This window comes from Pseudomonas sp. RIT409 (assembly GCF_003052515.2).
Taxonomy (GTDB): domain Bacteria; phylum Pseudomonadota; class Gammaproteobacteria; order Pseudomonadales; family Pseudomonadaceae; genus Aquipseudomonas.
In genome coordinates this window covers 61,112-74,226 of the sequence record NZ_QARE02000010.1, presented here as the reverse complement: position 1 = coordinate 74,226, position 13,115 = coordinate 61,112, and the positions used below count along the sequence as shown (strand labels likewise).

Sequence of the window (13,115 nt, the reverse complement as noted above, 5' to 3'; positions counted from 1 at the left end):
TGCAGGTTGAGCCCTCCGTGATGAGCATCACACCATGAAAAAAACCACCCTTCACCCTTGGCCCGTTCGCCTCACGCACTGGATCAACGCCTTCGGCATGGTCTGCATGTTCATGAGCGGCTGGGGCATCTATAACGCGTCGCCCTTGTTCGGATTTTCCTTCCCTCGGGACTTCACCCTGGGCGGCTGGCTCGGCGGGGCGCTTGCCTGGCACTTCGCCGTGATGTGGCTGTTGGTGATCAACGGTCTGGCGTACGTGCTCTACGGGCTGTTCAGTCGCCACTTCAAACGCGACCTGCTGCCGGTAACGGCGCGCGCGGTCCGACGCGACCTGGTGGACGCCTTACGCTTTCGTCTCAAGCACGAAAAGGGCGTCTATAACGCCGTGCAGCGTTTGATGTACTGGCTGGTGCTGGCCGCTGGCGTGTTGATCGTGGCCTCGGGCCTGGCGATCTGGAAACCCATTCAACTTCAAGAATTGACCGCGCTGTTCGGCGGCTATGATTTCGCTCGCTACGTACATTTCGCAGCCATGGCGGCCATCGGCGCGTTCGTGGTGGTGCACTTGGCGCTGGTTCTGCTGGTGCCGAAAACCTTGCTGCCGATGATCGTGGGCGGTACGCGCACGCTGGATAACGGGAAGGTCGAGCATGATTGAACCGAACAAACGCGCCATTCAGCGCATCAAGCTGGAGCCGGCGCAGCAGACGCAACTGGAAAACCTGCAGCGACGGCACTTTCTCAAAGGCGGTCTGACGGTGGGCGCCATGGCTCTGCTCAGCGGCTGCAATCTGCAGGATGGCGACCAGGTGGACAAGGTGTTGTGGGCCATGTCGCGCTGGAATGATCGAGTGCAGGCCTGGCTGTTCGGCGGGCAAAAGCTGGCGCCGACGTTCAGCAAGGACAAGATTCGCAACCCGTTCCCGTTCAATGCGTTCTATAGCGAGGACGACATCCCCGATCTCGATGTCGCCGACTGGAAGCTGGGCGTTTCAGGCCTGGTGCGCGACAAGGCTCCGTGGACCCTTGAAGGCTTGCGCAAGCTGCCGCAACGCACCGACATCACCCGGCTGATCTGCGTCGAGGGCTGGAGCGCGATCGGGCAATGGGGCGGGGTACCGTTGAAGACCTTTCTCGAATACATCGGCGCGGACACCACGGCGAAATTCGTGGGCTTCAAATGTGCCGACCGTTACTACTCCAGCCTCGACATGCCCACCGCGCTGCATCCGCAGACCCTGCTCGCGCTGGATTTCGGTGAGGTGGCGCTGCCCCCCAGTTACGGCTATCCACTGCGGATCAGGGTGCCCACCAAACTGGGCTTCAAGAATCCCAAGCACATCGTCGAGATCTTCGTGACCAACGATTACCCCGGGGGGTATTGGGAGGATCAGGGGTACAACTGGTTCAGTGGGATCTAAGCCAACACTGTCCGGATGTTCTGCTTCCTGACGGAGGCATGGAAAAAGCCGCCTGCCGAGCGATCGGCAGGCGGCTTTTCATCGCGCAAGACTCAGTTCAGCCCGAGTTTGCCACGCATCTGGGACAGGTCTTCTGCCAGGGTATTGACCGGGCCTGCCAAGGCCTTGCGGTCTTTCTCGCTGACCTTGTCGTAGGTCTCGTAGCCGCCGTCCTTGGTCTTGTACTTGGCCAGGATCTTGTCCACGGTGCCGAAGTTCTTGTCGACCTTGGCCACGAAGGCCTTATCGGATTTCTCCAACTGCGGCTTGAACAAGTCGACGATTTTCTTCGAGCCGTCAACGTTGCCCTGGAAGTCGTACAGGTCGGTGTGGCTGTAACGGTCTTCTTCACCGGACAGCTTGGTCGCGGCCACTTCCTCCATCAGTGCCGCGGCGCCGCCTACCACTTTCTCCGGCGGGAAGGTCATGTCCGCAATGCGCGATTGCAGCTCTTTCACGTCCGCCAGCAGTTTGTCGGCGAACTTGTCTTGGTCCTTGGTGGTGTTCTGCGAGAACAGCGCGTATTCCAGGCGGTGGAAGCCGGTGAAGTCATCGGCCTTCACGCCGTTTTCGTGGTCGTCTTCGCGCGAGTCGATCGAGGCGTCCAGGTCGCTGAACAGCTCGGCGATGGGCTCGATCGACTCGTAGGACACACGGGTGGTCGGGAACAGTTTCTTGGCGGTGGCCAGGTCGCCCTTCTTGATGGCGTCAGTGAACTTTTGGGTGTCGGTCACCAGTTTGTCGACGTTTTCCGACACATAGATTTTGTAATCGGAAACCGGCGTCACCAGGTCCAGTGGCGCGGTGGCCGCGAACACGGAGGGGGTCTGCAACAAACCGAGGGTAACCAACAGCGCGAGAGGCGACTTTTTCATGGAGCTCTTCCTGTGAGGTAAGGGTTGTCAGGCAGTTTTTGTTGTTGAGGCGGGGGCCGCTGCCAGCAGTGAGCGGCCGATGAAATCGTTGTTGTCCTTGACCCCCGGCAGGGTGAAGAAGTAACCGCCGCCCACGGGCTTGAGGTATTCCTCCAGTGGTTCGCCGTTAAGGCGGGTCTGCACGGTAATGAAGCCTCGCTCCAGGTCTTGCTGGTAACAGATGAAGAGCAGGCCCATGTCCAGTTGGCCGTTCTTCATCACCCCGTTGGAATAGTTGAACGGGCGACGCAGGATCAGGTTTTTCTGCGAGTCGTGGGTGCGCGGGTTGGCCAGGCGGATGTGAGCGTCGAGCTTGGTGAGCTTGCCTTCCGGATCTTTGCTGTAGTCCGGGACATCCGCTTCGGTCTTGCCGTCCATCGGCGCGCCGGTGGTCTTGACCCGGCCGAAGATCGCTTCCTGTTCCTGCAGCGGGGTACGGTCCCAGCGCTCGACGAAGTTGCGAATGATGCGCACCGCCTGATAGCTGCCATTGACAGCCCACGCGGGCTCGTCACTGCCCGGCTGCACCCAGACCACCTCGTTCATGGCCTTCTGGTTGTTCGAATCGGGGTTGGCCGAGCCGTCACGGAAGCCGAGGAAATTGCGCGCGCTTTCCGGGGCCTGGCCTGGTTTGAGCGGCGCTTGCGCCGGCACCGTGCCTTCCTGTTTCCAGCGAACCAGCAGCAAATCAGGCAGGTTTTTGACGATATCGCGCAACGCGTGAATGTTGCTGTCCGGCGCGTTAGAGCAAAACTGGATGCTCAGGTCGCCATGGCAGCAGGCCGCTTCCAACGCGTCGTTGGGGAAGCCGACCATGCGCTGCAGACGCTTGGGCTTGACGCCTTCCAGGCCGAAGCGTTCGTCGAACAGGGAATCGCCGACCGAAACGGTGATGGTCAGGTTATCCGGGGTGACCACCGGGCCGAGAATGCCGGAGTCCAGAGGTGGCAGTTTGGGATCGACCTGAGGCACCGCGCCGCCGGTCATCAGGAACGCGATTCGCTCGTTGAGCGTGCGGAACAGCCGCTCCAGGTCGTCACGGTCCTGAGCCAGCACGTCGAACGCGACCATCATACCTGCCGCCGGGCGAGGCGTGACAATGCCGCTCTGGTGCACACCATGGAATGCGTTGTGGTCGTGGGTCTTTTCGCTTTTCGGCGCCTCGGTGACCTGCGCTGGCGCGGTGGCTGCCATCGCATTGCCGGCCAGGCTGGCGCCGGCAATGGCGGCACCGGCAGCGCCCAAGCCCATCAGGACGCGGCGGCGCTCGGTGGAAATCGGGGCGTTTGGATCAAAATCTTTCATGTGGATGCTGTCTTCGCTCGGGTTTCAGGGCCGGGCGGGCACACGCGTACCCGCCAGGGCACGCTTACAGGCCGGTGAGGCCCAGGGCCGGATCGATTCCATCGAGTGCATCGGCCAGAGCCTTGGCCTTATCCGCGATTTGTTTTCGTTGTTCGGCAGTGACCTGGTCGTAGGGCTTGAAGCCGCTGTCGGTCTTGAGCATCAGCAGTTGATCGTCCAGCGCGGTCGCGGCGTCGTCGATCCTCTTCAGCACATCGCCGGAGGTCTTGGCCAGCAGGGGGCGCAACAGGTCGATGACCTTGCGGGTGCCTTGCAGGTTGGCGACGAAACCGGTCACATCGACATGGCTGTAGCGCTCTTCCTCGCCGTTGCTGCGGATCTCCGCCAGGCTGCGCATGTTGCGCACCACCATGCTCGCCAACTGTTCCGGCGCGATGGTCTGGGCCAGTAATTGCGTTTTCAGGGTGGCGACATCGGCTTGCAGCTTTTGCACGACCGGGGTCAGGCCATCCAGCGATTTCTGCGCGAACAGACCGAATTCGATGCGGTGGAACCCGCTGAAGCCCGGATCCTGCTCGCGTTTTTCAAAATAGTCGGCGCGGGCATTGATGGCGTTGTCCAGTTCCGCCAGGCGTTGGGCGGCCGGGGCGATGCGTTGATAGGCAGCGCGGGCGGGGGCATAGGCTTGTTGCGCGGCGGACAGGTCACCGCCTTCGATGGCCGTTTGCAAGTCGGTGAGGGCGCGGATCAATGCGCTGCTCTGCGTACTCAAGTAGACACGGTATTCGGACAGCGGACCAATGAACGCGACCATCGAGGGGCGGGCCTTGGCCGCGGCATCGGATTCGGCGGTGGGCGTTACGTGCAAGGTCCCGCGGGGGTTGCTCAGCAGGCCGCAGGTGATCGCATAGTCGCCCGGTTGCAGGTTGGCGTTGATGATCTGGCTCAGGCCAGGGACGATGTTTTCCCGTTCTTCAACCACCAGCACACCGTCGAGGATTTCCCATTCCACGGCGCGATCGGACGCGTTGACGATGCGGAAGGCATTTTTGCCGGCCGGAACGGTGATTTCGTTGGGTTCGCAGTTCTTGGCGTGGATGGTCACCACGGTTTCGTTACCGCTGTTGGCGATGCGTTTTTTCTGTGCAGCCTGCGAGGCGAAATAGAACATCGCGCCGGCGGCGATCATCAGCAGCACCGAACCTGCAACGGCGAATTGCAGGGCGCGCTTGGGTTTGGCTTTCGCTTCGGGAAGGCCGGAAGGACGGGTGGTCATGGTTGCCCTTATTTGTTCGAAACGGAGGAGGTGTGGCCGTGTTCGTGAGCCGGGCGGGTGGGCAGACTCACCACCCGCGCCTGCGGTTTGAAGAACAGGAACAGCGCGAAGACCAGGTAGGCAAGGTAGGCCACCAGCACGCTGACGCTCGGGGCGTCCTGGTAACCGAACATGCCCGCCAGTACCGAGCCCGCAGGGCCATCCATCGGCAGGATGGGGCTGATGTCGAAGACGATGTCCTGGAAGTGGTTCCAGACCCCGGCTTCGTGCAGCGAACGCACCGAGTTGGCCAGAATGCCCGCCGCGACCACCAGAATGAACAGGCCGGTGTAGCGGAAGAAGCGGCTCAGGTTCAGACGCAGGCTGCCTTTGTAGATCGCCACGCCGATCGCCACCGCGATGATCAGGCCAAACAGCGCGCCGAGCGGGCCGGAGGCGCCTTCGCTCTGCTGGAACACCGCCAGAAGGAAGAACACGGTTTCCAGGCTTTCACGGGCGACGGCGAAGAACACCATGGCAATCAGGGCGTAGGTCTGGTTTTTCGAACCGGCGAGGGCGGCGTCGAGTGATTGGTGCAATTCGTGTTTGACCGAACGCGCGACTTTACGCATCCAGACCACCATTGAACTGAGAATGACCACCGCGAGCAGGCCGACCAGGCCTTCGAACAGTTCCTGCTGTTTCTGCGGGAACTCGGCACTGACCATTTCCAGGCCGCCGCCGACGAACAAGGCCAGGGCTGCCGCGAGGAACACGCCGATCCACACGGCGGGCATCCACTCGCCACGGCCGGTTTGTCTGAGGTAACTGGCAATGATGCCTACGATAAGCGCGGCTTCAATCCCTTCGCGCAGCATGATCAAAAAAGGAACGAGCATTTATCACCGGACTGAATCTGATAAGGTGTGCAGCTTGAACGCGGTCGCAAGCCATTCGCATTCAGCTAATGTGTAACATAATGATACTCATTATTGAATGGGCATACCTGTTTTTTTGCTTTTTTCGGATTTTGTGCAGGTGTTCAGCCCCCGTTCAGCTCATGGGGCGGCCTGGGCTCCCAGGGCCTGCCGCATCGTCTCCACAAACCGCTGCGCGGCAGGGCTGAAGCTCGACCCCGTCCGGGTGATCAGCCCGATCTCGCGTTTGACCCCCGCATGCTCGACCTGCACCTGAGCCAGGTCGCCACGGCCCTCGTCGGCCGATTCAGGCAGCAGCGTCGCCCCTAGGCCTTGGCGCACGAGGGCCATGACCGTGGACATGTAATTCGCTTCCAACCCCGGTGTGAGGGTCAGGCCCGCATCGGCGAAGAGTTGCTCGACGCGTTCTCGCACGCTGCTGTCCCGACCGGTGAGGATGATCGGCTCGGCGGCGATGTCGGCCAGTGTCACCGAACGGCGCTGGGCCAGCGGATGGGTCAGTGGCACGAACAGGCTCAGGCGGTCGATGAGGATGACCTGGAAATCCAGGCCATGGCTCATCCGCGCCCGCACTCCCAAGCCGAAATCCACCTCGCCCTCGCGCACCAGCGAGTCGATCCGCTGCGCCACCACGTCGCGCAGGCGCACTTCGACACCGGGATAGTGATCACGGAAGGTTTTGAGGATCGGCGCCAGGGTGCCAGCGCACAACGAGGGCAGGGCGGCGATGGTCACTACGCCTCGACGCGAGGCCGCCAAATCGCGTGAACCGCTGACGATGTTGTCCAGGTCCAGCAGCAGTTTCTCCATCGGCCCGCGGTTGTTCTGCCCGGCAGCGGTCAGGCTGACCTGGCGCGGGCTGCGCTCCAGCAGCGCGACGCCCAGCCATTCCTCAAGCTGCTGAATCTGCACGGTCAAAGCCGAGGGCGACAGGTTCAATTCCATCGCGGCCTTGGCGAAGCTGCCGGTGTTGGCCACGGTGAGAAACGCGCGGATATGCTGGATCGAGTTTTTCATGACGGGCCTCGCCGTTGACGGCGGTCCCCACGCGTGGCGCGCAGATACCGCGGCACCTCGAAAGGTCTCTCGCACGCATCGCGCGGATGCGGCTCGCAATGCGCTTCGTCGCCTCAGGAGCATTTCGATTTTCCGAACGCAACCCGGCGAACATTTCAATTTACAAATCTTACCCTCATTTCGATACTCGCTGAAAACAACAACAGCTCGCTCCACCGTCTCCCGGTCAGGCGCGACGAGGATCAGCCCCATGCTCGCCACCCTCGGTGTCATCACCATTCTTTGTCTGCTTGCCGCCGTCATGAGCAAGCGCCTTTCCCCCCTGGTTGCCCTGATCGCTCTGCCCATCCTTGCTGCGCTGATTGGCGGCTTCGGCCTGCAGACCAGCGGGTTCATCATCACCGGCATCAAGAACGTCGCCCCAGTGGTCGGCATGTTCGTCTTCGCCATTCTGTTCTTCGGTGTGATGACCGACGCCGGGATGCTTGACCCGATCATCGATCGGATCCTGCGCACGGTGGGTACGCGGCCGACACGCATCGTTGTCGGCACCGCGTTGCTCGCGCTGCTGGTGCACCTGGATGGCTCCGGGGCCGTGACCTTTCTGGTGACGGTGCCAGCCATGCTGCCGCTGTATACCCGGCTGGGCATCGACCGCCGGATTCTGGCCTGCGTTGCCGCCATGGCCGCGGGGGTGAATTTTCTGCCATGGACCGGGCCGGTCCTGCGCTCGTCGGCGGCGTTGCACGTGCCGGTCGCCGACTTGTTCCAGCCGCTGATTCCGGTACAGATCGTCGGCCTGGCGTTTGTCTTCATCAGCGCCTGGTGGCTGGGCCGCCGTGAGGAAAAACGCCTAGGTCTGGGCGCGGGGGGCTCGGTCGACGTCGTGCCTGAACGCGTGCTGACCGAGCAGGAAGGCGCGCTGCGCCGCCCGCGGTTGTTTGCCCTCAACCTGCTGCTGACCCTCGTGGTGATGGCCGTGATGATCGCAGGGTGGGTCGATCCGGTGGTCATGTTCATGATCGGAACGGTGTTGGCACTGTGCATCAATTACCCCAACGTCGATGCGCAACGCGCCCGCATCGACGCCCATGCCAAAACAGCGCTGACGATGGCCAGCATTCTGCTCGCCGCCGGGGTGTTCACCGGGATCATGCAGGGGACGGGAATGCTCAAGGCGATGGCCGAAGTGGCCGTGGCGCAGATTCCCGCCGGCCACGGCAAGCTGATCCCGATGGTCGTGGGCTTTCTGTCGATGCCACTGAGCCTGCTGTTCGATCCGGATTCCTTTTACTTCGGTGTGATGCCGGTGATCGCCGAGGTTGGACGCGCACTGGGCGTCGACCCGTTGCAGGTGGCCCAAGCGTCGTTGCTGGGTGTGCACACCACCGGCTTCCCGGTCAGCCCCCTGACCCCCGCGACCTTCCTGTTGGTGGGCCTGTGCAAAGTCGAACTGGCCGATCACCAACGCTTCACCATTCCGTTTCTGTTTGGCGCATCGGTATTGATGACCTTCACCGCGATGCTGTTGGGAGTGTTTTGAATGAAAACCCTAAGGATCGGCTCCGGCGCCGGCTACTCCGGCGACCGTATCGAGCCAGCGGTGGAGCTGGCCGACCAGGGTGACCTGGACTATCTGGTGTTCGAGTGCCTGGCGGAACGGACCATCGCCCTGGCACAACAGGCACGCCTGACCGAGCCCGAGGCCGGTTACGACCCGTTGCTCGGCGAGCGCATGCGTCGTGTGTTGCCCTTCGTCGCACGTGGGCGCCAGGCGGGGCACAAGCGTCTTCGCATCATCAGCAACATGGGCGCGGCCAACCCGCTGTCTGCCGCACGCGAGATCCGCCGCATCGCAGCGGATCTGGGCCTGACTGGCCTGAAGGTGGCTGCGGTCACCGGCGACGACGTGCTGGGGCAGTTGAGTCCTCAGCAGCGGTTGGACAATGGCGTGACCCTTGCCGCGCTGGGCGAACGGGTCGTCTCGGCCAATGCGTACCTGGGGGTGGAGGGCATCATCGACGCGCTGGAGGCGGATGCCGACGTGGTGATTACTGGGCGGGTCGCCGACCCGTCACTGTTTCTCGCGCCCCAGGTGTTCACATTCGGCTGGGCCCGCGACGATTGGGCGAAGCTGGGACGCGGCACCCTGATCGGGCATCTGCTGGAATGCGCGGGGCAGATCACGGGTGGCTACTTCGCTGATCCCGGCGTGAAAGACGTGCCGAACCTGGCGCGCCTGGGCTTTCCCCTGGCCGAAATCGATGCTGAGGGCCGGGCGGTGATCAGCAAGGTGCCAGGCTCCGGCGGACGCATCGACTGCGCGACCTGCACTGAGCAACTGATTTACGAGGTCCACGACCCCCAGGCGTATCTCACGCCTGACGTGACGGCGGACTTCTCCGAGGTTTCATTCAGCCTGCTCGCCCCCGACGAAGTGCGGGCCGACGGAGCGGACGGGAATGTTCGACCCGAGACGCTCAAGGTTTCGGTGGGCTATCTGGACGGCTGGATCGGCGAGGGGCAGATCTCCTACGGCGGGCCCGGTGCGGTGGCCCGCGCGCGACTGGCTCGGGACATCGTGTTGGAACGTTTGACGCTCATCGGCGTGGTCTGCGACGACGTGCGTGCCGAACTGATCGGTGTCGATTCCATGCATGGCGCCGAACTGGGTGGGCGTGCGACGGGCGAACCCTGGGAAGTGCGCCTGCGCGTGGCGGGGCGCTGTGCAGACAAGGCCGATGCCGTGCGCATCGGTAACGAAGTGGAAACCCTGTATACCAACGGGCCCTATGGTGGCGGTGGCGCCAGCAAGTCCGTGCGCCAAGTGGTGGCCGTGGCGTCGCTGCTGTGGCCCCGCGAGGCGGTCAAGGCCGAAGTTCATCTGGAGGACGCCCCATGAGCGCTGTGAAATTACGCGAGTTGGCCCATTCCCGTACGGGCGACAAGGGCGACACCTCCAACATCTCGGTGATTGCATTCAGGCCGCAGGATTACCCACGGCTGCTCGAACAACTGACCGCCGAGCGCGTCGCCGAACATTTCCGCGAATGGCTGGGCCCTGACGCAAGTGCGGTGCGCCGGTATGAATTGCCGAAGGTCAATGCGCTGAATTTCGTCCTGCCGGGGATCCTGAAAGGTGGGGTCACCCGTTCGTTGGCGCTGGATGCCCATGGCAAGGCATTGGGCGCGGCGCTGCTGGATATCGAGATTGTCGACGGCCCTTGACGGGGTCACCGTGCGTTTGGCCAGTGCGTCGGTCCCTCGGTGCGAGCGTATCGCGGTGGGGCCTCAGTCGCGATTCCGGGGTTCATTCTGCAGAAACACCACATACCCTCGGAACCACGGGCTGTGCTGCACGCTGTCCGGTGCTGTCCAGTCGCCGCCCTGGATCAGACCGATCTTGAACGGCAGCCCCAGCCGACTCACCCTAGGCAGGTACGCGGCGTAGTCAGGGATGCTGTGGCGGCCCTGGTAGGTCTGGACCACCACCTCATCCACCACGCCTTGCAGTTGGCCGATGGCGAGAGGGTCGGCATGACTGCTCCAGTCCAACAGGCCGGTGATGCTCAGTTGGTAACGGGAGGGCAGCCGCTGACGCAGGTCTTTGAGGAACACCACGTACTCCTGCAAATAACGTGTCCGGGCGTCGAAGTCGATCTGGACGCCCGCGATCGCGTTTCCTGCCTGTTGCCAGCGTTCCACCTGGCTGAGCAACCGACGATAGACCGAAGCCGGCCAGCGCAGGGTGTGGGCGCGGTAGACAATCCACAGGTTCGGCTGAGGCAAGCGGGTTACGCTCATGCCTTGGGCGATGAACTCGACCCGTTCCCGATCACGCCGAGGCGCGAAGATTTGCCCTTGCAACAGGTAAAGCGTCTGCGCCTGATTCAGCACGGACTGCGGCGACACACCGCTCCACAGCCAGAAAGCATCGTGGTCTCGGGCATCGACGGCTGCCCAAACCGAGCCGCTGCACAGCCAGCCGATCAAGGCCCAACGCAGCCACCGCATCACCAGTAGTACTGCAGGGATTGGCCCCATGGCGTGGCGGCGTAGGTGCTCTTCAATTGGCGGAACCACCCTTTGCGAACCGAGGGTTCAACGTCTTTCCCGCCGCAACTGTTGTAACCCGACGGCGCGTAGCAGTTGATCGCACGGAACAGCGCATACGCCTTTTCATCGCGCGGAGCGTTGCTGTCGGCGATGACTGTCCGGTAACCGTCGAGCCGGGAAAACAGTGGGCCCTCGAACCCCGGCTGCGAGCTCCCGAGCAAAGACGCGGAAGGCCGGTCGTCCAGCGGTATGCCGTCCAGCCCGTTGCGCAGGATGAATTCGCCCAGGCAGTTCAGGCCTTTGGGATCCTGTGCGTTGGCCTGCAGCAGCGCGGCGGTTTCGGCGACGCTGGGGCAGCTGTACCCCGATTCCGCCTTGTCGCCCTTCCAACGGAACAGTTGCAGTGTCTGGCCTTCGCCATAGACGTAGCCGAGGCTGGTGCCCAGGCGAGTGTCAGCGGACTGTGCCGGCAGCGTTTTGAGGTCTTCGGCAAATGCCGCGTACTGCTGGTGCAACAGGTTCTTGTACAGGAGCACGAACTGCGCCGTGGCTTTTTCAGTCTCGCTGTTGCCCTGCGTGATCTGCTGGCGCAACAGCGGCGCATCGGCCACTTTGCTCAGCAAGATCGATCGCACCTGAGCGGACTGGATCGGCGAATCGCTGGCGAACACCTGGGTCAACTGGCCGCTGCGCTCGTAGTTCATGGCCAGTGCCAGCTCCACCTGGTCCCGCTGCAACGGTTGGCTGGCCAAGGGCATCAGTTCCTGCCACAGGCGTTGAGCGGCAGCCAGATCGCGATTGGCCTCCAGCGCCAGGCCGCGCAAGGTCTGCTGGCTGAAGGCGAGCGCGTCAAGGCTCGTTGGCGTCGAGTGGGGCAGGTGCTTCAGTGTTTGGTCCGGTTGCTTGTCCAGGTAGAACGCGAACACTGCTTGCAAGTAATCGAACATCGCCGGCCATTCGGCGAACAGGTCTTTCTGAGCCTGGAGTTCTTCCCGCGTCAGTTTCCGCGGCGCATCGGCACGCATGAGCAACAGGTCAACGGTGGCCGTCAGCAGGGAAGAGGGCGTGGTCGTCGTCGAAGCCATCAACAGCTTGTTGTCGGTTTCCTGAATCAGGTCGTCCGCCGGCAGATTGCCTTCGTCAGCGCTGGCGCGCATCAGTTGCCCGTCGTAATCCTTGGCCAGCGCGTTCAGATCACCGGCCAGCCAGTGCGCCCGACGCATCAGGCCTTTAGCGGAACGGGCGTAGCGGCCTTCAGGGTAGGCCGTCAGGTAATGCGTGAGTGCTTCGCTGACCTGATTGAAAGGGACCGGGTCCAGGTCGCTTTTGATCGTGCCGTACTCATCGAAAGCGTCCCGCTGTGCGTCATTCAGGCGTGTGCGAGCGACCATGTACAGCGCGGTTTCCTTGAGCCAGGGCTGGCTGCTCTCGCTCAGACTGGCGAACCCGCTTTCGGCCTGGCTGAAGCGGCCACTGTAGAAATCCGCGGCCGCTTGCAGGTAAGCAAGGAACGCCTTGCCATCGTCGGACTGCACCTGGGCTGGCAGCAGCGCGGCCAGCTTCTCGCCGTCCCAGGTGCAGCTTTCCAGCAATTGCAAGCGGCTGCGCGCCAGCGCTTGACGCTCGGTGTCAGGGAGGGCTGGGGTTTCCAGCAGGTGCCCGATGAAATCGGCGGCGCTGTCGTCTCTGTTGCTGCGACAGCGGCTGCCTTCACCTTGAAGGAATGCCTGCCCGGCGCTGTCGCTGCTGTCGCGCGGGATGCCGAGCCGTTCGAGCACGTCGTTCAGCGCTGCAGCACCGGATTCCTCGCTCTCGTCACCTTCGATTTCACCTTCTTCCAGGCGCGCGACGGGGAACGGCACGGGGCCATAGCCTTCGGACAGTTCATCGTCGGTCAGGGCGGCAGGCTTGAGCGCCAGGGCATGACGGTCCGCCAACAACAGTCGCAGGTTGACCCGGCTGTCGTTGCCCGGGTTGAGAAACGCCAGGTTGTTGCAGACGTCCAGCGAATCGCGCAGCAACGTCCAGACGGGGTAACAGGCGTCGTCACCGCTGGCCTGGGCCGTGCCGCACAGGGTGGCCCCCAACATCAATGCAAGCGGAGGCAGAGAACGGATACGCATGAACAATCCTTGATTTCATTACGCGGGAGGGGAGCGGAACGGGCGAA

General features: G+C 62.8%; 12 protein-coding genes. 5 read left to right on the top strand and 7 right to left on the bottom strand.

All coding sequences use genetic code 11. The features are described from left to right. Positions 1 to 34: 34 nt before the first annotated feature. Both DBP26_RS14400 and DBP26_RS14395 read left to right on the top strand, forming a co-directional pair. A complete protein-coding gene (locus DBP26_RS14400) occupies positions 35 to 658 on the top strand; it encodes a cytochrome b/b6 domain-containing protein (RefSeq protein WP_108238369.1) in 624 nt (207 codons plus the stop codon). Continuing rightward, a complete protein-coding gene (locus DBP26_RS14395) occupies positions 651 to 1,421 on the top strand; it encodes a molybdopterin-dependent oxidoreductase (RefSeq protein WP_108238368.1) in 771 nt (256 codons plus the stop codon). The genes DBP26_RS14400 and DBP26_RS14395 overlap by 8 nt, the downstream gene beginning before the upstream one ends. A gap of 92 nt (positions 1,422 to 1,513) precedes the next feature. On the opposite strand, the gene efeO (DBP26_RS14390) is transcribed toward DBP26_RS14395, so the two are convergent. From efeO (DBP26_RS14390) to DBP26_RS14370, 5 genes are all read right to left on the bottom strand, one after another. Next, a complete protein-coding gene (gene efeO, locus DBP26_RS14390) occupies positions 1,514 to 2,335 on the bottom strand; it encodes an iron uptake system protein EfeO (RefSeq protein ID WP_108238367.1) in 822 nt (273 codons plus the stop codon). A 27-nt stretch (positions 2,336 to 2,362) separates the two neighbouring features. Continuing rightward, a complete protein-coding gene (gene efeB, locus DBP26_RS14385; protein ID WP_108238366.1) occupies positions 2,363 to 3,679 on the bottom strand; it encodes an iron uptake transporter deferrochelatase/peroxidase subunit in 1,317 nt (438 codons plus the stop codon). Between the two features lie 64 nt (positions 3,680 to 3,743). Then, entirely contained in the window at positions 3,744 to 4,955 is a 1,212-nt protein-coding gene (efeO, locus tag DBP26_RS14380) for an iron uptake system protein EfeO (RefSeq protein ID WP_108238365.1), read from the bottom strand. An 8-nt stretch (positions 4,956 to 4,963) separates the two neighbouring features. Beyond that, positions 4,964 to 5,833: an iron uptake transporter permease EfeU gene (efeU, locus tag DBP26_RS14375; protein WP_108238364.1), complete on the bottom strand. Its 870-nt coding sequence runs from the start codon at positions 5,831 to 5,833 to the stop codon at positions 4,964 to 4,966. A 159-nt stretch (positions 5,834 to 5,992) separates the two neighbouring features. After that, complete coding sequence (locus DBP26_RS14370; protein ID WP_108238363.1) at positions 5,993 to 6,889, bottom strand: LysR family transcriptional regulator; 897 nt, start codon at positions 6,887 to 6,889, stop codon at positions 5,993 to 5,995. A 250-nt stretch (positions 6,890 to 7,139) separates the two neighbouring features. On the opposite strand from DBP26_RS14370, the gene DBP26_RS14365 reads away from it, so the two are divergent. Genes DBP26_RS14365 through DBP26_RS14355 form a run of 3 tightly spaced genes read left to right on the top strand, consistent with a single transcriptional unit; the run spans position 7,140 to position 10,117 of the window. Further along, positions 7,140 to 8,432: a citrate:proton symporter gene (locus tag DBP26_RS14365; protein ID WP_108238362.1), complete on the top strand. Its 1,293-nt coding sequence runs from the start codon at positions 7,140 to 7,142 to the stop codon at positions 8,430 to 8,432. Beyond that, positions 8,433 to 9,791, top strand: a complete 1,359-nt coding sequence (locus tag DBP26_RS14360) for an acyclic terpene utilization AtuA family protein (protein ID WP_108238361.1) — start codon at positions 8,433 to 8,435, stop codon at positions 9,789 to 9,791. Continuing rightward, positions 9,788 to 10,117 carry a hypothetical protein gene (locus DBP26_RS14355; RefSeq protein ID WP_108238360.1) on the top strand — a complete coding sequence of 110 codons (330 nt, stop codon included), beginning with the start codon at positions 9,788 to 9,790 and terminating at the stop codon, positions 10,115 to 10,117. Before DBP26_RS14360 ends, DBP26_RS14355 begins: the two co-directional genes overlap by 4 nt. A gap of 63 nt (positions 10,118 to 10,180) precedes the next feature. Here the strand turns inward: DBP26_RS14355 and DBP26_RS14350 are convergent, their stop codons facing one another. Beyond that, positions 10,181 to 10,903, bottom strand: a complete 723-nt coding sequence (locus tag DBP26_RS14350) for a DUF3142 domain-containing protein (protein WP_108238359.1) — start codon at positions 10,901 to 10,903, stop codon at positions 10,181 to 10,183. After that, positions 10,903 to 13,068: an outer membrane assembly lipoprotein YfiO gene (locus DBP26_RS14345; RefSeq protein WP_108238358.1), complete on the bottom strand. Its 2,166-nt coding sequence runs from the start codon at positions 13,066 to 13,068 to the stop codon at positions 10,903 to 10,905. The genes DBP26_RS14350 and DBP26_RS14345 overlap by 1 nt, the downstream gene beginning before the upstream one ends. Positions 13,069 to 13,115: the final 47 nt, after the last annotated feature.

Excerpts from the sequence above, each read along its gene's own strand:
- DBP26_RS14370 (WP_108238363.1), bottom strand. The coding sequence starts at position 6,889 with ATGAAAAACTCGATCCAGCATATCCGCGCGTTTCTCACCGTGGCCAAC.
- DBP26_RS14400 (WP_108238369.1), top strand. The coding sequence starts at position 35 with ATGAAAAAAACCACCCTTCACCCTTGGCCCGTTCGCCTCACGCACTGG.
- efeB (WP_108238366.1), bottom strand. The coding sequence starts at position 3,679 with ATGAAAGATTTTGATCCAAACGCCCCGATTTCCACCGAGCGCCGCCGC.
- efeO (WP_108238365.1), bottom strand. The coding sequence starts at position 4,955 with ATGACCACCCGTCCTTCCGGCCTTCCCGAAGCGAAAGCCAAACCCAAG.
- efeO (WP_108238367.1), bottom strand. The coding sequence starts at position 2,335 with ATGAAAAAGTCGCCTCTCGCGCTGTTGGTTACCCTCGGTTTGTTGCAG.
- DBP26_RS14350 (WP_108238359.1), bottom strand. The coding sequence starts at position 10,903 with ATGCGGTGGCTGCGTTGGGCCTTGATCGGCTGGCTGTGCAGCGGCTCG.
- DBP26_RS14360 (WP_108238361.1), top strand. The coding sequence starts at position 8,433 with ATGAAAACCCTAAGGATCGGCTCCGGCGCCGGCTACTCCGGCGACCGT.
- efeU (WP_108238364.1), bottom strand. The coding sequence starts at position 5,833 with ATGCTCGTTCCTTTTTTGATCATGCTGCGCGAAGGGATTGAAGCCGCG.
- DBP26_RS14355 (WP_108238360.1), top strand. The coding sequence starts at position 9,788 with ATGAGCGCTGTGAAATTACGCGAGTTGGCCCATTCCCGTACGGGCGAC.
- DBP26_RS14395 (WP_108238368.1), top strand. The coding sequence starts at position 651 with ATGATTGAACCGAACAAACGCGCCATTCAGCGCATCAAGCTGGAGCCG.
- DBP26_RS14345 (WP_108238358.1), bottom strand. The coding sequence starts at position 13,068 with ATGCGTATCCGTTCTCTGCCTCCGCTTGCATTGATGTTGGGGGCCACC.
- DBP26_RS14365 (WP_108238362.1), top strand. The coding sequence starts at position 7,140 with ATGCTCGCCACCCTCGGTGTCATCACCATTCTTTGTCTGCTTGCCGCC.